Origin of the sequence: Microbacterium schleiferi (assembly GCF_015565955.1) — a bacterium.
Classification (GTDB): Bacteria; Actinomycetota; Actinomycetes; order Actinomycetales; family Microbacteriaceae; genus Microbacterium; species Microbacterium schleiferi_A.
The window spans coordinates 964,109-982,557 of the sequence record NZ_CP064760.1 but is presented as its reverse complement, the minus strand read 5'-3'; the positions used below and the strand labels follow the sequence as shown (position 1 = coordinate 982,557).

Genomic DNA, 18,449 nt, shown 5'->3' with positions numbered 1-18,449 from the left:
TGTGACCGGCGCGCTAGCTCGTGAGGACCTGCGCAGTGCCGAGGGGCGCGTCGGGCCCCATCTCGTCTGCGAGGCGGTTAGCTTCCTCGATCAGGGTCGCCACGATCTCTGATTCGGGCACGGTCTTGATGACCTCGCCCTTCACGAAGATCTGCCCCTTGCCGTTCCCGGACGCGACGCCGAGGTCGGCATCCCGCGCTTCACCGGGCCCGTTGACCACGCATCCCATGACCGCGACGCGCAGCGGGACAGTCATGTCCTTGAGTCCTTCGGTGACGTTGTCGGCAAGCGAATACACGTCGACCTGGGCGCGCCCGCACGACGGGCACGACACGATCTCGAGCTTGCGCTCACGCAGATTGAGGGACTGCAGGATCTGGTGGCCGACTTTGACCTCTTCGGCGGGCGGTGCCGACAGCGAGACGCGAATGGTGTCGCCGATCCCCTCGCCCAGCAGGATGCCGAACGCCGTCGCCGACTTGATGGTGCCCTGGAAGGCGGGGCCAGCCTCGGTCACACCGAGGTGCAGGGGCCAATCGCCGCGCTCGGCCAGCAGGCGATAGGCCTTGACCATGACGACGGGGTCGTTGTGCTTGACCGAGATCTTGAAGTCGTGGAAGTCGTGTTCCTCGAACAGAGATGCCTCCCAGACAGCGCTCTCCATGAGAGCCTCCGGAGTGGCCTTGCCGTACTTCTCCAACAGGCGGCGATCGAGCGATCCCGCGTTGACCCCGATGCGCAGCGACACGCCCGCCGCCTGCGCGGCCTTCGCGATCGCCCCCACCTGGTCGTCGAACTTGCGAATGTTGCCCGGGTTCACCCGCACCGCTGCACACCCGGCGTCAATCGCCTGAAAGACGTACTTCGGCTGGAAATGGATGTCGGCGATCACGGGGATCTGGCTCTTGGCCGCGATGATGTGCAGCACATCCGCATCGTCTTGAGACGGCACAGCAACGCGCACGATCTCGCAGCCGGATGCCGTCAATTCGGCGATCTGTTGCAGGGTCGCGTTGATGTTGGTCGTCGGCGTCGTCGTCATCGACTGCACGCTGACAGGGGCGTCTCCGCCGACGAGGACCTTGCCCACCTTGATCTGGCGGCTCTTGCGGCGCGGAGCGAGGGTTTCAGGGACCTTCGGCATCCCGATGTTCACAGCTGGCACAGCATCCAGCCTACGCAGTTCAGCTGAGGACCAGGCCGATGCCGCGGGGGTGCGCCGCTGCTATTGCAGTCGACGCATCTCGTCCTGGATCTTGCTTTCGTTCAGGGCACCGCGTGAGGGACCGTACGCATTGAACCCGGAGAAGGCCACGCCGATCGCGATTCCCGCGATCGGCCAGGCCGGCCAGAAGTAGCCCATCCCGGTGAGCGCCCAGATCACGACGAAGAAGATGGAGAGCACGACCCACGTCGCGAGTGTGTACCAAAAGCCCTGCTTGGCCCGAAGGCTGGCGACCGCGCGCTGGCGGAGCTCGTCGGAACCGCCCATACCCTGAGGATCTGTCATGTCTCGAATGTATTGCGAGCAGGGCCCCGAGCACTAGACACTCCGCGCGTCGGTCCGGCGCTGTGATAGTTTCGGCCCATGTTCGCGAGCACCGCATGGTGGCCCACCGTCTGAGGCGGTGTGCTCGCGTTGACGCATAGACCGCCCCCGGGCGGTCTTCTTTGTGAGGGTGGCCGCCCCACGACGAAAGACCGACCATGACCGGCACCCTGCTTCCCCCGCTCGCTGGGCTCGCAACCAGCGACCTCCCGTTCGCGATCCTCGCCCGCGATGCCGACACGGTGGAGGTGCTCACCGGCGAGATCGTCGACGTGGAACTGCTGCGGGACATTCCGTTGCTGGCAACCGATGGAACGCCGCGCGAGGTGCTCGCGCTCGTTCCCTTCCGCCAGGTCCGCGAGCGCGGATTCGCCTGCCTCGATGACAACGCCCCGTTGCGGTGCCTGGTCATCACGGAGCGTGCCACCTACCCGCGTGACGAGGCTCTGGCGGTTCTCCCGCACGATGACATCCCGCTGCGGGACGCCGGTTTCGACATCGACGACGAGGCGTACGCCGACATCGTCCGCCGCGTCATCGCCGACGAAATCGGACGCGGCGAAGGCGCCAACTTCGTCATCCGTCGTGACTTCACGGCTGACGTCGACGCGGACCCGCGCGTCGCAGCGTTGGCCTGGTTCCGGGCCCTGCTCGAGCACGAGCGCGGCGCCTACTGGACGTTCGCTGTCGTGACCGCCGATCACATCGCCGTCGGGGCGAGCCCCGAGGCACACGTCAGCGCCGAGGCCGGCATCGTCACGATGAATCCGATCTCGGGAACGTTCCGTCACCCGGACGAAGGGGCCACCGTCGACAACCTCAGTGAGTTCCTGCGCTCCACGAAGGAGACCGAGGAACTGTTCATGGTCGTCGACGAAGAGCTCAAGATGATGAGCGCCGTGTGCACCGACGGTGGGCGCATCACCGGTCCGCATCTCAAGGAGATGTCCCGACTCACGCACACCGAGTACATGCTGCGGGGCTCGAGCAGACTCGACCCCCGCGACATCCTGCGCGAAACGATGTTCGCACCGACGGTCACCGGCTCCCCCATGCAGAACGCCTGTACGGTGATCACCCGTCACGAGACGACGCCGCGCGGGTACTACTCCGGAGTCGCTGCCCTGTTCACGCCCCGCACAGATATCGTGCCCGGCGCCGCATCAGATGCCGTCACCCACGATCTCGACGCCCCGATCCTCATCCGCACGGCGTACATCGAGAACGGCCGGCTTCGGGTGCCCGTCGGCGCGACCCTCGTGCGCCACTCGGACCCGTACGGCGAGGTCAGCGAAACGCACGGCAAGGCCGCGGGGGTGCTGGGCGCTATCGGAGCGATCCCGCGCGGGGCCCGACCGGAGGCACTCTCCCTCGACGAGGACGCGCCGACGCCGGAGCCGCGGCGCCTGGCTGACGATCCGACGATCGCCGCGCTGCTGGAATCGCGCAACGCGCGGCTCGCGCCGTTCTGGTTGAATCCTCAGGCTCCAACCGGTTCCGGCCCGTTCGCGGGGCGTCGCGCGCTGGTCGTTGACGCCGAGGATCGCTTCACCACGATGCTCGCGCACCAGTTGAGCCATCTGGGCCTGGATGTCTCCATCGTCCCCTGGGACGCCGTCACCGACGACGAGGTCGACGCGGCAGAGCTGCTCGTCTCGGGCCCCGGCCCCGGCGATCCGCTCGATGTCGCCTCGGCACGGATGGCGCGCCTGCGGCAGATCATCGCGCGGCGGCGGGCAGCATCCGCCCCGCTGCTCGCGGTGTGCCTCAGCCACCAGATCCTCGCCAGCGAACTCGGTATCGAGCTCGCTCCGTTGGCGCAACCCCACCAGGGCTTGCAGCTGACGGTCGATGTCTTCGGGCAGCCGGCCTCGATCGGTTTCTACAACACCTTCACGGCGCGCAGCACCCCCGGGACGACGATCGCGGGTGTGGAAATCGCGGCTGACCCGGCGACCGGCGATGTCTATGCCCTGCGTGGTGCGGGGTTCGCTTCCGTGCAGGGGCACCTGGAATCGATCCTCTCGCGCGACGGAATGGCCACGCTGCACCAACTCATCGCGTGGGCCCTCGGCCCCGCGTAATCTCGCTCGGACCTCTCAACCGAAGAGGGAGATCGGGTTCACGAGATCGGCGATGATCAGAATGCCGCCCATCACGACCAGGGCGATCACCACGACAAAGGTCAGCGGCGCGAGCTTGGTCGCATCGACCGGAGCGGGTTGGGCTTTGCCACGCACCCGCGCCCACCAGCTGCGGATGCCGCCCCACAGCGCGACGGCGATGTGCCCGCCGTCCAGCGGCAGCAGCGGGATGAGGTTGAACACGAACAGCGAGATATTCAGCGCTGCCAGGAGCGACAGGATGACGGCCACCCGGTTCACGACGGGCGCATCGGTTGCGGCGACCTCCCCGGCGATCGCGCCGGCGCCGACGATGCTTCGCAGACCGTTGGGATCACGCTGCTCACCCGTCACGAGCGTCGCGGCAGTCTCGTAGACCTTCACCGGAAGCTGCACGACGAGCCCGGCAACGGCGCCGACGTTCTCAGCGACCGCGACCGGAGCCGACCAGATCGGTTGACGCACGTAGTCGACCGTCCCCGTGACGCCGATGACCCCGACCTCCGAGTCGACGGTCTGGCCGTTCTCATCCACGATCTGACGGGTCACGGTGTCGGGCGTCACCGTGAGGGACACGCTCTGGCCGTCGCGATCGACCACGATCGGCACGCTCTGACCCGGTGCCGCCTGGATGAGCGTTGCAGCCTCGGCGAAGTCCGCGACGTCCTGACCGTCAACCGACACGATGACGTCACCGGGTTGGATGCCTGCTGCCGCTGCCGGTGAGGGCGGATCGCCTGCCTGGCACTCCTGCGCAGCCTGCGCGGGAACACAGGCACTTACCGACGCGACGGTGCTCGTCACAGTCTGCACACCGATGCCGCTGAGCACGAGTGTCATCAGCACGAGCGCGAACACGAGGTTCATGAGCGGACCACCGAGCATGATGATGACGCGCTTGTAGACCGGCAGCCGGTAGAAGACGCGGTTGTCGTCGGCACTATCCAGCGTCTCGTCGTTGGCCGCGCGGGCGTCCTGGACCATCGTTGCGAAGAAGCCGCCGCCCGCTCGACCCGGCGCCCCGGAACCGTCCGCCGCACCGCGGGCCGCCGGCGAGGGCGGGTACATCCCCGCCATCGAGATATAGCCGCCCAGAGGAATCGCCTTCACGCCGTACTCGGTTTCACCTCGGCGACGTGACCACAGCGTGGGTCCGAAACCAACCATGTACTGGCCGACCCGCACCCCAAAGCGCTTCGCAGGAACGAGATGACCGATCTCATGCAGCGCGATCGAGATCGCCAGGCCCACCACGAGCACGACGACACCGACGATGAAGGCGACCAGATCCACGCCGCCACGCTATCGGCTCTGCCTTGGAGTCAGCCCAGCGCGCGGGTGAGAAGATGGATGCGCCATGACGACAGATCCCGCGAACCTGCCGCCCGTGCTCCGGCCGGAGAATCCGCCCGTGCACCGATTCGCGGACCTCGCGGCCCACCTGGGAGCGCCGATCGAGCACCACCCCGTCGACGCAGACGCCACGGATGTGGGAGCCGACCCCTCGGCACCCGTGACTGGCCTCACCCTCGCTACCGCCGACCTTCGCCCCGGCGACCTGTTCGTCGCCGTCCAGGGCGGGACGCGCCATGGTGCGGAGTTCGCCGGCGATGCAGCGGCCCGCGGCGCCGTGGCGGTTGTCACGGATGCGGCGGGGCGTGAGCGCGCCCTTGCGAGCGGACTGCCGACCCTGGTCGTCCCCGACCCGCGGGGGTGTCTCGGGGCGCTGTCGGCCTGGATCTACGCCACCGGACCGGGGGACGCGCTCCCGATCCTGTTCGGGACGACCGGCACGAACGGCAAGACGAGCGTGTCGCACCTGCTCGAAGGCATCCTGACCCAACTCGGCGTCACCTCCGGACTCTCCTCCACGGCGGAGCGTCACATCGCCGGTGATGTCATCGTCTCCCGTCTGACAACGCCCGAAGCCTACGAGATGCACGCACTGCTGGCCCTCATGCGCGAGCGCGGCGTCGAGGCCGTAGCCGTCGAGGTGAGCGCTCAGGCCCTCAGCCGCCAGCGCGTGGATGGCATCGTGTTCGACGTCGCCGGGTTCACCAACCTCTCGCACGATCACCTGGACGACTACGCAGACATGGCGGAGTACTTCCAGGCGAAGGTGCCGCTGTTTCGTCCCGACCGCTCCCGCCGCGCCGTGATCTGCCTCGACTCGGCCTCGGGCGCGGACGTCGTCGACGCCTGCGAGGTCCCGTACGTGACGATCGGAACCCCGGCGATCGCCGCCGATCCGGATGCCGCAGCAGCGGCCGACTGGACGGTCGAGATCGTCGACGAGCAGCCGGACGGCACGCGGTTCCGCCTGTCCGGACCGGCGGGCCGCACCCTGACCACCACGGTTCCCGTGATCGGGCGCCACATGGCTGCCAATGCCGCCCAGGCGATCGTCATGATCACCGAGGCCGGCTACGACTGGGGTCGGATCTCCGAGGCCCTCGATCAGGGCGTCATCCGCGCCTACCTGCCGGGTCGCACCGAGCTTCTCTCCGGTGCCTCCGGCCCTGCGATTTACGTCGATTTCGGCCACTCCCCCGACGCGTTCGAGAAGACGCTCGCTGCCGTGCGACGTGTCACACCGGGCCGGGTCCTCATGCTCTTCGGCGCCGACGGCGACCGCGACAAGAGCAAACGGCACGATATGGGTCGCACCGCCGTCGAGGGCAGCGACATCCTTGTCATCACCGACCACCACCCGCGGTTCGAGAACCCCGACTCCATCCGGGCGACGCTGCTGGAGGGCGCGCGGCGAGCACGCCCAGATGCCGAGATCCACGAATACTCTCCGCCGGAGCGGGCGATCGTCGAGGCTGTCGCGCTGGTCGGCGACGGCGATGCCATCCTCTGGGCAGGTCCCGGTCACCAGGACTACCGCGACATCCGCGGCGAGCGCACCCCCTACTCGGCCCGGGAGCTGTCGCGCCGCGCACTGCGCGACGCCGGCTGGCCCGTTCCCGAGCCGCGCTGGCCGGTTCCCTACCCCGACTGAACGCCGCGGTATCCCGACTCGAGACGATCACCCCGTGGGGTTTTTCGCCTTCGCCATTCTCGGCATCCTGACGGGCATCATCGCCCCTATCATCCTGCCCGGCAAACACGTCGGCGGCTGGTTCGTCGCGATACTGCTGGGTCTGCTCGGCGCCATGGTCGGCGGATGGATCGCCGGGCTGTTCGGACTCGATGTCTACACGACGTTCTGGAACTTCTCGGGCTGGGTCTTCGCGCTGATCGGCTCGATCGTCGTGCTCCTGCTGTTCGGGCTCATCTTCGGACGCAAGCGCAGCTCACACCTTGTGGTCTGACCACAAACGATCGTGTGGTCAGACCACATGGATGCAGGGATTCGTGCATCTTTCCGACGGGACGTCGACGCAGGGCTAACGTCGGTGTCACAAGCACTCCCGCGGCGTCGTCATCCGTCGCCGAGACGAGTGACCGACACTTCGACACCCACGAAGGAGATGCGTCACTATGAGCACCGTCACCCCCACCCCCGTCGACCAGGCTGACGCGATCCCCGCGGCCTGGGATGGATTCGTCGCCGGCCCCTGGCAGGATGCCATCGACGTCCGCGATTTCATCCAGCGCAACTACACCCCCTATGGCGGTGATGCGTCGTTCCTGACGGGCGCGACCGAGCGCACGCAGCGCGTCTGGCAGACGCTCACGGCGATGTTCCCCGCCGAACGCGAGCGTGGCGTCTACGACGTCGACGCCACCACCCCCTCGACGATCACCGCGCACGCGCCGGGCTATATCGCCCGCGAGGACGAGCTGATCGTGGGTCTGCAGACGGATGCGCCGCTCAAGCGCGCGATCATGCCGTACGGCGGCTGGCGGATGGTCAAGGGAGCCCTGGAAACCTACGGCTACGAGGTGCCCCAGGATCTCGAGAAGATCTTCACGACCTACCGCAAGACCCACAACGACGGCGTCTTCGACGTCTACCCTCCCGCTGTCCGTCGTGCTCGCAGCAGTCACCTCATCACGGGGCTGCCGGATGCCTACGGTCGTGGTCGCATCATCGGCGACTACCGCCGCGTTGCGCTGTACGGCACGACGGCACTCATTGACGCGAAGAAGGCCGAGCACGCCGAGCTCGACATGCACTTCTCGACCGAGGACATCATCCGAGACCGGGAAGAGAACGCGGAGCAGATCCGCGCGCTGCAGGAACTTACGCGCATGGCCGAGTCCTACGGCTACGACATCGCGCGTCCCGCCGCCAACGCCCGCGAGGCTCTGCAGTGGCTCTACTTCGCCTACCTCGGCGCTGTGAAGGAGCAAAACGGCGCGGCGATGAGCTTCGGGCGCAACACCGCGTTCTTGGATGTCTACATCCAGCGGGACCTTGCCGCCGGCATCCTGGACGAAACCGCGGCGCAGGAACTCATCGACGACCTCGTCATCAAGCTTCGGATCGTGCGGTTCCTGCGCACGCCCGAGTACGACGCCCTGTTCTCCGGCGACCCGACCTGGGTGACCGAGTCGCTGGGGGGCACGGGCGTTGACGGGCGCACCCTGGTGACCAAGACCGCGTTCCGGTTCCTGCAGACCCTGTACAACCTGGGTCCCGCGCCCGAACCGAACCTCACGGTGCTGTGGTCCAATGATCTGCCCGAGGGATTCAAGGAGTTCTGCGCGAAGGTCTCAATCGACACCTCCTCGATCCAGTACGAGTCCGACTCCCTCATCCGCGGCCTGTGCGGCGACGACGCGGCGATCGCATGCTGCGTCTCCCCGATGAGCGTCGGCAAGCAGATGCAGTTCTTCGGCGCCCGCGTGAACCTCGCCAAGACGCTGTTGTACGCCATCAACGGCGGGCGTGACGAGGTCACCGGAAAGCAGATCGCACCGGTCATGCCCGCGGTGGCAGGAGATGTCCTCGAGTACGACGACGTGCGGACAAAGTTCCGAACGATGATGGAGTGGCTCGCGGCGACCTACGTCGACGCGTTGAACTGCATCCACTACATGCACGACAAGTACGCGTACGAGCGGCTCGAGATGGCTCTCCACGACCGTGAGGTGCTCCGCACGATGGCCTGCGGCATCGCCGGACTGTCGGTGGCAGCCGACTCCCTGTCGGCGATCAAGTACGCGACGGTCACACCGGTGCGTGATGAGACGGGTCTCGTCGTCGACTACCTCGTCGACGGGGAGTTCCCGGTCTACGGCAACGACGATGACCGGGTCGATGACATCGCCCGCGAGCTCATGACCGAGTTCATGGAGATGCTGCGCACCCACCCGACGTACCGGAACGCGGTTCACACGCAGTCGGTGCTGACCATCACCTCCAACGTCGTCTACGGAAAGGCCACGGGTAACACGCCCGACGGACGCCGCGCCGGCGCTCCCTTCGCCCCGGGTGCCAACCCCATGAACGGACGGGACACGCACGGGATGCTGGCCGCGACCCTCTCGGTCGCCAAGCTCCCGTTCGAGCAGGCGCAGGACGGCATCTCGCTGACGACGACCGTGGTTCCCGCGGGCCTGGGTCGGACGGAGCAGGAGCGCGTGACCAACCTCGTCGGACTGCTGGATGCCCAGATGGCCGCCGGTGGATACCACCTCAACGTCAACGTGCTCTCCCGCGAGACGCTCGAGGACGCGATGGAGAACCCGGAGAACTACCCGCAACTGACCATCCGGGTCTCCGGCTATGCCGTCAACTTCGTCCGCCTCACGCGCGAGCAGCAGCTCGACGTGATCAGCCGCACCTTCCACGCGGGAGTGTGACATGGCCGCCGTCGCGCTCCCGCAGCCGACGGTCCACGCGGGCCGCCTCGAGACGCACCACGCGCGTCTGGAGGCGGCCCGCGCCGGCGAGATGGGAAGCGTCCACTCCTGGGAGCTGGTGACCGCCGTCGATGGGCCCGGCACTCGGATGACGTTGTTCCTGTCTGGCTGCCCGTTGCGCTGCCAGTACTGCCAGAACCCCGACACGTGGGTTCAGAAGGACGGCACGCCGACGACGCTGACCGAGATCGTCACCCGGATCCGCCGCTACGCCGGCGTCTTCCGGGCGACCGGCGGCGGGCTCACGATCTCGGGTGGCGAACCGCTGCAGCAGCCCGCGTTCGTGGCGCGCATCCTTCGCGAAGCGGCGGATGCCGGCATCCACACCGCCATCGACACGTCAGGCTACCTCGGTCGCAACGCGACCGACACGATGCTCGACGACGTCAACCTCGTCCTGCTGGATGTGAAATCCGGCATCCCCGAGACCTATCGCGCCGTCACCGGTCGCGACCTGCAGCCGACCATCGACTTCGGCGATCGCCTCGCAGCCCGCGACATCCCGGTATGGATCCGCTTCGTGCTGGTGCCGGGGCTCACGGATGCCGAAGAGAACGTCGACGCCGTCGCGGAGATCGTCTCGCAGTGGCCGAACGTGCAGCGCGTCGAGGTGCTCCCCTTCCACCAGATGGGCGCCTCCAAGTGGGAGCGCCTCGGGCGCGCCTACTCTCTCGCCGGGACCAGGGCCCCGGAACCGGAGCTGATCGAGCGGGTTCGCCAGCAGTTCCGCGCCCGCGGCCTGACGACCTTCTAGTTCTCCCGCCGCAGAACCTCCGTCGCGGTGCGCCTGGCCCAGTCTTCGGCGTCGGCGAGGCTCTCACGCGTGAGGGCCGCGGGGGGCTCGTGGGCTTCCACGACCCGCTCGACGGTATCGAGGATGCCGAGAAACCCGAGGTGACCGTCGTGGAAGGCATCCACGGCGACCTCGTTGGCCGCGTTGAACACCGCGGGATAGGTTGCGCCGGCACGCCCGACTCGTTTGGCCAGCGCAACGGCAGCAAAGGCGACCTCGTCCAGCGGCTCGAAGCTCCAGGTCGTTGCGACGCTCCAGTCGATGGGGGCGCCAACCCCGGCGACGCGGTGCGGCCAGTCCAAGCCGAGCGAGATCGGGAGGCGCATATCGGGCGGCGAGGCCTGCGCGATCGTGGACCCGTCGCTGAATTCGACCATCGAGTGCACGACCGACTGCGGGTGCACCACGACGTCGATCTGCGCATACGGCACATCGAAGAGGAGATGGGCCTCGATGACCTCGAGGCCCTTGTTGACCAGGGTCGCCGAGTTCGTCGTCACGACCCGTCCCATGGTCCACGTCGGATGCGCGAGCGCTTCGCCGGGCGTGACGGTCGTGAGCGCTTCACGGGAGCGACCGCGGAAGGGCCCCCGGATGCGGTGAGGACGAGGCGGCGGATCTCGGCGTGCTCACCGGACCGCAGCGCTTGTGCGATCGCGGAGTGCTCCGAATCCACCGGGACGATCTGTCCGGGCCGGGCGAGCGCCGTGACAAGCTCACCACCGACGATGAGCGACTCTTTGTTCGCGAGCGCAAGCACGGGTCCGGACTCCAGCGCAGCGATCGTCGGCCCGAGGCCGACCGAGCCCGTGATGCCGTTGAGGACGACATCGGCGTCGGTGTCCCGGACGAGCTGCTCCGCCTCGTGGATGCCGACAGCCGTGTCTTCCACGCCAAACTCACGAGCCTGCTCCTCGAGCACGTCTCGCTGACTCCCGGTCGCCAGGCCCACGACCTCGAAGCGATCGCGGTTCGCTCGAATCACATCGAGTGCCTGCGTCCCGATCGACCCGCTCGAACCGAGGATGATGACGCGGCGCATGCGCTCAGCCTATCGAGGGCCTCGCGCTGCGCCGCGTCAGGGTGCCCGTCAGCCGGCTGCAGGCTGGCTGGAGATGATCTCCACGACGAACACGAGGGTCTCGCCGGCCAGCGCACTGGTGTTGGTCACGGATGCCTCGCCGTATCCGCACAGCGGGGACATCGAAACGAGGACGGTGGAGCCGACCTTCTGCCCTTCCAGCGCTCGCTGGAATCCGGACACGACCTGCGTCGTCTGGAAGGTCGCGGGTGAGCCCTTCTCCCAGCTGGAGTCGAAGACGGTGCCGTCGCTCCACTTCACGCCGGTGTAGTTGACGGTGACGCTGTCGCCGGGCTCGACGACCGCGCCATCACCCTCGGTAAGGACATCGACGACGACACCGCTCGGCGGGCCGGAGTCGGGAATCGCGATGGTCGGGGCACCGTTCTCGTCGAACGTGACGGTCGGCATGGCGGTGTCTGGGTCCACGACCTGGCACCACTGATCAGCGGGCGTGACCTCGAGCACATCGAGGACGTAGACCTGCGCTGCGGTTTCGCCCTGTCCGGGAACCGCCAGAACGATCCGGGAACCCACCGTCGCGCATCCGAAGAACTCATCGATGCCCGTGCCTGCTGCCACCGGGATCGGGGCGAGCGGTTCGGCAGCGTCATATCCTGCGGCATCCACCTGCGCCCCGGTGTCGCCGTCGAAGACGGTGAGGGCATATGACACGTAAGCCCCGTCGGTCAGCGCCGTACCGTCGCCGGTGATCGCAACGGTGCGCTGGAGCGCATCGACAGCGATGGGGGTCGAGAACGACGCCGTGGGAATCTCCCCGAACTCTCCCTCGACGGTCACCGACTCCGAGACGGGCCCCGAGTCCGCCGCTGCCGCGCACAGTCCGCCGTTGTTGGCGGTGGTCGCGGTGGGGTCGCTTTCGGAGGACGACGTGCAGCCGGCCAAGAGAAGAGCCGCGGTGGCGGCAACGGTCAGGGCAAGAACGGAACGTGATCGCACAATGATCCTCTGCTGTGGGCGGACTCCCCATCCTTTCGCACTCTTCCTCTGTCTCGGCTGGGAATCGTGCGCCCGGCGCCATTCCGATCCGGGAATGGAATCGGGGGTAGCCTCGACGGGTGACCGTCGAACCCAACGCCCCCGCGACCGACGGGGCGCCCGCCGAAGACAGCCCGTCCCGTCGTCGCGTGGGCTTCACATATGCGCTCGGGCGAATGGTGATCACCCCGCTGGCCCGCCTGGTCTACCGCCCCCGGGTCGAGGGCAAGGATCTGGTGCCGAAGACGGGCCCGATCATTTTCGCGAGCAACCACCTCTCGTTCATCGACTCGATCGCCATTCCCGTCGCCGCTCCCCGCCAGGTTCACTTCCTCGCGAAGTCCAGCTACTTCGAAGGCACCGGTCTGTCGGGCTGGGCGTCGCGACAGTTCTTCACCTCGATCGGCGCCATTCCAGTACGCCGAGGCGCCGGCCAAGCCGCCCTCGACGCCCTCGATCAGCAGCGCACGCTCCTGGAGAGCGGAAGCGCGGTAGCGCTCTATCCCGAGGGCACGCGGTCGCTTGACGGGCGCCTCTACAAGGGGCGTACCGGCGTTGCCTTCCTCGCGCTGCAGACGGGTGCTCCGGTGGTTCCCGTCGGTCTCATCGGCACCGACAAGGTCATGCCCAAGGGAGCGACGATGCCCTCACTGAAGCACCGTGTCACGGTGAAGTTCGGTCAGCCCTTGGACCTGTCGCATCACGGCGAGTCCTCATCCGGTCGTGCCCGCCGCTCGGCAACGGACGAGATCATGGCCGCCATCCACGCCCTCTCCGGTCAGGAGCTCGCGGGTGCCTACAACGAAGTCCAGCCGCAGTCACCCATCGAGCGCATCAAGCAGGCGCTGCCCCACGAGCGCCGCTGAGCAGGATGCTCAGTCGTCGACGCCCGCCACGAGAGTCGTCACACGGTGGTGCACCGGGAAGTTCACCGAGTTCGCGATGAAACACCACGCGTTGGCCTGCGCGTGCGCCGCCTCGGCAGCGCCACGCATCGACTCCTCCGCGACCATCACGACCGGATTCAGCGTCACCTCACGGAACCTGCCCCCACCCCGGCCGTCTTCCACCATGATCCCGGTCGCCGTGTCTCGGTAGGAAACCACCACGACTCCCGCCTGCACGGCGGCGTGCAAGTACGACAGCAGGTGGCATTCGCTCAGGGACGCGACGAGAAGATCCTCGGGATTCCACCGCGACGCATCCCCGCGAAACGGCTTGTCACTGGAGGCGAGGAGCTCCGGTTTGCCCTCGATCCGAAGCGTCACGTCCCGGGCATAGTCGCGATATCCCGCGGTCCCGACGCCCCGATTTCCGGTCCATTCGGCGCGGACGGTGTAGTCGTGTTCACCCAACATGGGCCCAGTCTGGCACCGCGTACCAGGCGGAGTGCCCGGATAGGCTGTGGGGGTGTCTGAGACCCTCCCTGTTGCCGCTGCCGTCGAGCTTGCGCGGGTCGAACGAGGTGGATTCGTGGAATCCCGCCATGCCGGCGCGGCGATCGTTCTGGACGCGGACGGTCAGGTCGTCGAGCAGTTCGGCGACGCCGATGCGCCGATCCTTCCTCGATCGTCACTGAAGCCCATCCAAGCGCTCGCGTGTCTGGCGGCGGGTGCACCGCTTGCGGGAGAGACGCTCGCGCTGGCAACCGCGAGCCATGCCGGCACCGACCGTCACGTCGCCGTCGTCCGTGACGTGCTCGACGCTGCCGGGCTCGATGAGCGCAGCCTGCAGTGCCCGCCAGCGTGGCCTTCCGACACCGCTACCCGCGATGCCCTGGTCCGCGCCGGCGGGGAACCTGAACGGCTCCGAATGAACTGTTCCGGCAAACATGCCGCAATGCTCGCGGCCTGCGTCGCGCAGGGGTGGGATATCGCCACCTACCTCGACGCGGAGCATCCGCTGCAGGTCCAGATCCGCGAACTCGTGGAGCGGCTCACGGGAGAGCGGGTTCAGGCATCCGTCGTCGATGGATGCGGCGCTCCTGTGTTCGCTGTCACCCTGGCGGGCCTGGCGAAGGCAGCGCACCGGATCGGAGGCTCCTCGGAGCGGTCCCCGTTCGCGCTGCATCGGAACGCGGCGGCGCTCGTTGCTGCCGTGCGCGCGCATCCGTGGACGATCGACGGCCCGGGCCGACCCGATACCATCGCGATCCAGGAGACGGGCGTCTTCGCAAAGGGCGGCGCCGAAGGCGTGATGATCATGGTCGCCCCGGACGGCACGACGGCAGCCCTCAAGATGCTCGATGGCTCTGCCCGGGCGTCGACGATCGTTTCGCTGCGGCTGTTGGAGCGTGCGGGGGCGCTGAGTCCCGCCGATGTCTCGCGCGCCCGGGAGGCTCTGCCGTTGCGGGTACGCGGCGGCGAACGGGACGTCGGCGTCATCTCGCCGGCGTTCTGATCCGGTTCAGCCCAGTCGCACCCGGCGCACGTCTCGTCCTGGTTCGAGGAGCCACCCTCGCTCGGCGCCAGGAACACACAGCGGCGGAAGCTCCCTCCGCCCGGTGAGAAGGCGGTACTCTCCCGCGCACGACGGGTCGATCAGGAGCGGTCCCTGTGCACGCAGGGTCGTCAGAGCCGCCCACATTCTCTGCCAGTGCTCCGGCTCGGCGCGCAGGATGACCGAGCGCCCAGGCTCACGTGCCGGCGCCAGGCCCGCGCCGAGCGCCTCATCGGCACTCCTGACCTCCACTCCGCCGTCGTGCCAGCGCGCCTGAATCCGCTCGGCGCTGGACGTGGCACGCGTGACCCAGCACGTGAGTCCGACGGGCGGCTGCCACACAGGCGGATGAGACGTCTCCGCCAGCTCTGAGGGCGGCTCGATCCGGAAGACGTGCACGAGCGTCCCATCCAGTCGGCCCCGCCCTGGCGGGGCGGCCGGGTCGTGGTGACGCGCAGCGCCGCCGCTGGCGAGGTAGTCCGGGCGCTGGGCATGGCGAAGCAGCAGCCGATGCGGCAGCAGGTCGGCGACGCGAGCGAGCGATCCCGTGAGGCGCTCGAGTCCGAGCAAGAATGGTCTGTCCTCCCCGGATGCGCGGGCTATCGCGTCGAACAGACCGACGGCGGCTTGCACATACTCCGACGGAAGCGCGGCCAGGAGTGCGTCCGCGCCGTCCACCACGACCCCGCCCCGGCGCGAGGCGGCGACCCGGTTCAGGTCATCCCAGGCCGCCTCAAGGTCGCCTGCCCCCACCCAGGCATCGATGTGGTCTATCTGCGAACCCAGCATCCGCAGCGTGGTCGTTACGCCCGAGCCGGATGTGCCGATCACGCATACCCCGCGAGCGCGGCGATCCACGCCGACGGGGTCCTGCCGCTGCAGGTGCGGCTCGTCGGCGAGCCCGACGAGGATTCGGCTCTCACCCTCCGCCGGCAGGGTCGGGAACGGCACTACCGCAGGAAGAGGTTCGAGCCACGGCGCACGGGCCGGTGCGCCCGTGGAGCGGTCCGCAACCTGGGCGATGAGGTCATCTCCCGCTACGGCGATGCGAACCGGTACCGGCCGGTCATCTCCGGAACGCTTCACGAGCGCGGTGCCGGCGCTCCGCGCGCCCGCGGGTATCCGGATGGCGCTGTCATCTCCGATCATCAGACGACTGTCGGCGGCGTCGGCCGTCCTCAGCGCGACGCGCAGCAGGCAATTGGCCAGAAGTGCGTCGCGAAAGACCCCCGTGGCCCGTTGTGTGCCGAGGACGACGTGGATGCCGAGGGCCCTCCCCGCGCCGTGAGGTCCACGAACAGGCTCGCGAGCTCCCCATGGGCACTCACCAGCGTGGCGAACTCATCGACAACCACGACAAGTCGCGGCAGATCCGCCGCGCCCTCCGCGATGTCACGGATGCCGGCTGCCGCAAGCACGCTCTCGCGCCGGCGCACCTCGGCTCGCAGGCTCTCCAGCCCGCGGGATGCACCGGCCTCATCGAGGTCGGTGAGCACACCGGTGACGTGCGGGAGTCGCTCCAACGACGCGAATGCGGTGCCGCCCTTGAAGTCGGCAAGGACGAAGACGACGTCCTCGGGCGTGTAGCGCGCGGCAAGCGCTGCGACCCACGTGCGCAACAGTTCGCTCTTGCCGCTGCCCGTCGTTCCGACCACGAGCGCATGCGGCCCGTCGGCAACCAGGTCGAGGCAGAACGGCGCAGCGCCCGAGCGGCCGATGACGCTTGCTAGGCTGCGGGCCCCGGCGCCGGAAGCCGACCCCGGATGCGCGTCGATCAGACCTTCGAGCGCGAGAGCTCCGTCATCCGGCACGGTCGGCGCAATCCGCTCGCTCAGGGAACGGGCCAGACGCCTCGCCTGCACCTCGGAGAGAACCTGCGGACAGATCGCCTGCGTATCGTCGCCCGTATCGATCGTCGCGCGCGGAGCCCCGGAATCGGTCTGGGCCAGGACAACGCGAACGCCGCCGCCACCCGCTTTCCCGATGAGGATCGCGGCGTCGGTCTCTCCGGCGGAAGGGTCCCACCCCTCCGCCGTGACGAGCGCGACACGGCGCTGCCCGGGGGTGACGCGGTGCGGGAGCAGCTCCACCCACGAGAAGCCGTCCGGAAGATGTCCGACGACCTGGAGCCGGCCCGGCGGATGGACAAGGCACAGCTGCAGGAGCATCGCCCGCACGGCGCCCGCGACGAGGGGTTCGGGCCCGACGACCGCGAGGGTGCCGCGCAGGGGCACCGCAACGGGAGCATCCGACATCGTGTGCGTGGGTTTCTCCGCGGTCCGCGTGGTGGTGTCGGAGGACGCGAGCTGCGCACGCAGATCCGCCAGCTGATCGGGAGCGAGCGCGATCTGCACGTCACCGCTTCCCAGCAGCAGGGTCCCCTGGCGACCGGGCACCTCCCGCCACACCTCTCCCGGCTCGTCGAGGAAGCGACGGATATCGGGCGATCGCCGCCACGCACGGCGCCGTTCTCGATCGACCAGCTGCTCGACCGCGGCGCCGAACGCCGCCGCCTCCTGCTGAGCGACGGCGGTATCCCGTCGCCCTGCGCGCCGCGCAGCCCAGAGGCGGTCACCGAACCCCGCGACCGCCATCATGGGCGCGAGCGCCGCGAACCAGAGGCTCAGCACGGAACCGGTCACCGCCCACAGCCCCACCGCCCCGAGGACGGGCACCGCTGTCGCGAGGATCGGAAGACCTGCTGTTCCGGGGGTGCGGCGGCGCGGCATCCTGGAGGATGCCCGACGGTGGTCGGAGCCGGCAGAAGAACGCATGGGTCCCACCCCAGCATCCGGACGGGCCTTAGATCGGAGCGACGACGGGCACCGGGCACGGAGGAGCCGTGCGGCCCGATGGGGAGGAGTGCTCGGTCAGGGGCCCGGAACGCGGGAGACGTTCACGACGACGATCGAGATGTTGTCGCGCCCCCCGTTTTCCAGTGCAGCGTCAAGCATCGCCTCGACTGCCGCATCGGGTTCGGGATGTTCGGCGAGGAAGTGCTGGATGCCGAAGTCAGTGAGCTCCTTGGTCAGGCCATCGGAGCAGATGACGAACCTGTCGCCATCGACGACATCCAGTCGCACGTAGTCGGGCGTGACGCTCTCGCTCGGTCCGAGCGCCCGGGTGATGACGTTGCCGTACGGGTGGTTCTCGGCCTCTTCCGGGCTGAGGCGCCCCGAGGCGATGAGTTCCTGCACGACCGAGTGATCCGTGGTGACCTGCACGATTGCGCCGGCTCGAAGCAGGTAGACGCGTGAGTCGCCGATGTTGAGGGCGACCCAGGATGCCTCGGCCCCCGAGACATCGAGGAACAGCCCCGTCACTGTCGTGCCGGTTGCCTCATCCGTGGCCTCGGGGCGAGCCGCGATGTCTTTGACGGCTCGCGCGAGGGCCTTCTCGATCGCCTTGGTCGAGACAGACCCGGTGTCGGCGACCGCGTGGAGGCGTTCGACCGCGCTGGCGCTGGCGATCTCGCCACCGATGTGGCCCCCCATGCCGTCGGCGACGACGAAGAGCGGGAACTCCGCGAGGACGGCATCTTGGTTGACCTCGCGTCGACGACCCGTGTGCGTCACGGCTGCCCACGCGAGCTCGAGGCGATCGCGTGTCAGGTCGACGGTGTGGGAATGGGCGGAAACCTCGGCCACG

The 18,449-nt window shown here is 68.3% G+C and carries 15 protein-coding genes and 1 pseudogene; 7 read left to right on the top strand and 9 right to left on the bottom strand.

Annotated features, from left to right (window positions below):
* Nucleotides 1-13: 13 nt before the first annotated feature.
* A complete protein-coding gene (gene ispG / locus IT882_RS04640) occupies nt 14-1,165 on the bottom strand; it encodes a flavodoxin-dependent (E)-4-hydroxy-3-methylbut-2-enyl-diphosphate synthase (protein WP_195693369.1) in 1,152 nt (383 codons plus the stop codon).
* 60 nt (nt 1,166-1,225) lie between these two features.
* On the bottom strand, nt 1,226-1,510 hold the full coding sequence (locus tag IT882_RS04635; protein WP_195693368.1) for a 2TM domain-containing protein: 285 nt from the start codon (nt 1,508-1,510) through the stop codon (nt 1,226-1,228).
* A 197-nt stretch (nt 1,511-1,707) separates the two neighbouring features.
* Here IT882_RS04635 and IT882_RS04630 point away from each other — a divergent pair, with 197 nt between their 5' ends.
* The gene (locus IT882_RS04630; protein WP_195693367.1) at nt 1,708-3,633 is read left to right on the top strand and encodes an anthranilate synthase family protein; all 1,926 of its coding nucleotides are present in this window, start codon (nt 1,708-1,710) and stop codon (nt 3,631-3,633) included.
* A gap of 15 nt (nt 3,634-3,648) precedes the next feature.
* Here the strand turns inward: IT882_RS04630 and IT882_RS04625 are convergent, their stop codons facing one another.
* Nucleotides 3,649-4,965: a M50 family metallopeptidase gene (locus IT882_RS04625; protein ID WP_195693366.1), complete on the bottom strand. Its 1,317-nt coding sequence runs from the start codon at nt 4,963-4,965 to the stop codon at nt 3,649-3,651.
* Between the two features lie 64 nt (nt 4,966-5,029).
* Between IT882_RS04625 and IT882_RS04620 the strand changes: the two genes are divergently transcribed.
* From IT882_RS04620 to pflA, 4 genes are all read left to right on the top strand, one after another.
* Entirely contained in the window at nt 5,030-6,676 is a 1,647-nt protein-coding gene (locus IT882_RS04620) for a Mur ligase family protein (RefSeq protein ID WP_195693365.1), read from the top strand.
* A gap of 34 nt (nt 6,677-6,710) precedes the next feature.
* Nucleotides 6,711-6,989 carry a GlsB/YeaQ/YmgE family stress response membrane protein gene (locus IT882_RS04615; RefSeq protein ID WP_195693364.1) on the top strand — a complete coding sequence of 93 codons (279 nt, stop codon included), beginning with the start codon at nt 6,711-6,713 and terminating at the stop codon, nt 6,987-6,989.
* A 169-nt stretch (nt 6,990-7,158) separates the two neighbouring features.
* Nucleotides 7,159-9,429 (top strand): formate C-acetyltransferase, encoded by a 2,271-nt coding sequence (pflB, locus tag IT882_RS04610; RefSeq protein WP_195693363.1) that lies wholly within the window; start codon nt 7,159-7,161, stop codon nt 9,427-9,429.
* 1 nt (nt 9,430) lies between these two features.
* Nucleotides 9,431-10,243, top strand: a complete 813-nt coding sequence (gene pflA / locus IT882_RS04605) for a pyruvate formate-lyase-activating protein (RefSeq protein ID WP_195693362.1) — start codon at nt 9,431-9,433, stop codon at nt 10,241-10,243.
* Here the strand turns inward: pflA and IT882_RS04600 are convergent.
* Nucleotides 10,240-11,324 (bottom strand): annotated as a pseudogene (locus IT882_RS04600) (1-deoxy-D-xylulose-5-phosphate reductoisomerase). The gene pflA and the pseudogene IT882_RS04600 overlap by 4 nt on opposite strands.
* Before the next feature lie 48 nt (nt 11,325-11,372).
* Nucleotides 11,373-12,323 (bottom strand): FKBP-type peptidyl-prolyl cis-trans isomerase, encoded by a 951-nt coding sequence (locus IT882_RS04595; RefSeq protein ID WP_195693361.1) that lies wholly within the window; start codon nt 12,321-12,323, stop codon nt 11,373-11,375.
* Between the two features lie 215 nt (nt 12,324-12,538).
* Between IT882_RS04595 and IT882_RS04590 the strand changes: the two genes are divergently transcribed.
* Complete coding sequence (locus tag IT882_RS04590) at nt 12,539-13,228, top strand: lysophospholipid acyltransferase family protein (protein WP_195694093.1); 690 nt, start codon at nt 12,539-12,541, stop codon at nt 13,226-13,228.
* Nucleotides 13,229-13,237: 9 nt separating this feature from the next.
* On the opposite strand, the gene IT882_RS04585 is transcribed toward IT882_RS04590, so the two are convergent.
* On the bottom strand, nt 13,238-13,720 hold the full coding sequence (locus IT882_RS04585) for an OsmC family protein (RefSeq protein ID WP_195693360.1): 483 nt from the start codon (nt 13,718-13,720) through the stop codon (nt 13,238-13,240).
* A gap of 52 nt (nt 13,721-13,772) precedes the next feature.
* Here IT882_RS04585 and IT882_RS04580 point away from each other — a divergent pair, with 52 nt between their 5' ends.
* Nucleotides 13,773-14,762, top strand: coding sequence for an asparaginase (locus IT882_RS04580; protein WP_195693359.1), 990 nt, complete (start codon nt 13,773-13,775; stop codon nt 14,760-14,762).
* Nucleotides 14,763-14,768: 6 nt separating this feature from the next.
* On the opposite strand, the gene IT882_RS04575 is transcribed toward IT882_RS04580, so the two are convergent.
* The 3 genes from IT882_RS04575 to IT882_RS04565 all read right to left on the bottom strand — a co-directional run bounded on the left by IT882_RS04575 (nt 14,769) and on the right by IT882_RS04565 (nt 18,448).
* On the bottom strand, nt 14,769-15,950 hold the full coding sequence (locus IT882_RS04575) for a hypothetical protein (protein WP_195693358.1): 1,182 nt from the start codon (nt 15,948-15,950) through the stop codon (nt 14,769-14,771).
* 29 nt (nt 15,951-15,979) lie between these two features.
* Nucleotides 15,980-17,575, bottom strand: a complete 1,596-nt coding sequence (locus tag IT882_RS04570; protein WP_195693357.1) for an FtsK/SpoIIIE domain-containing protein — start codon at nt 17,573-17,575, stop codon at nt 15,980-15,982.
* 96 nt (nt 17,576-17,671) lie between these two features.
* Complete coding sequence (locus IT882_RS04565; RefSeq protein ID WP_195693356.1) at nt 17,672-18,448, bottom strand: PP2C family protein-serine/threonine phosphatase; 777 nt, start codon at nt 18,446-18,448, stop codon at nt 17,672-17,674.
* Nucleotide 18,449: the final 1 nt, after the last annotated feature.

Excerpts from the sequence above, each read along its gene's own strand:
- IT882_RS04635 (WP_195693368.1), bottom strand. The coding sequence starts at position 1,510 with ATGACAGATCCTCAGGGTATGGGCGGTTCCGACGAGCTCCGCCAGCGC.
- IT882_RS04630 (WP_195693367.1), top strand. The coding sequence starts at position 1,708 with ATGACCGGCACCCTGCTTCCCCCGCTCGCTGGGCTCGCAACCAGCGAC.
- IT882_RS04620 (WP_195693365.1), top strand. The coding sequence starts at position 5,030 with ATGACGACAGATCCCGCGAACCTGCCGCCCGTGCTCCGGCCGGAGAAT.
- pflB (WP_195693363.1), top strand. The coding sequence starts at position 7,159 with ATGAGCACCGTCACCCCCACCCCCGTCGACCAGGCTGACGCGATCCCC.
- pflA (WP_195693362.1), top strand. The coding sequence starts at position 9,431 with ATGGCCGCCGTCGCGCTCCCGCAGCCGACGGTCCACGCGGGCCGCCTC.
- IT882_RS04590 (WP_195694093.1), top strand. The coding sequence starts at position 12,539 with ATGGTGATCACCCCGCTGGCCCGCCTGGTCTACCGCCCCCGGGTCGAG.
- IT882_RS04585 (WP_195693360.1), bottom strand. The coding sequence starts at position 13,720 with ATGTTGGGTGAACACGACTACACCGTCCGCGCCGAATGGACCGGAAAT.
- IT882_RS04575 (WP_195693358.1), bottom strand. The coding sequence starts at position 15,950 with ATGATCGGAGATGACAGCGCCATCCGGATACCCGCGGGCGCGCGGAGC.
- IT882_RS04570 (WP_195693357.1), bottom strand. The coding sequence starts at position 17,575 with ATGCGTTCTTCTGCCGGCTCCGACCACCGTCGGGCATCCTCCAGGATG.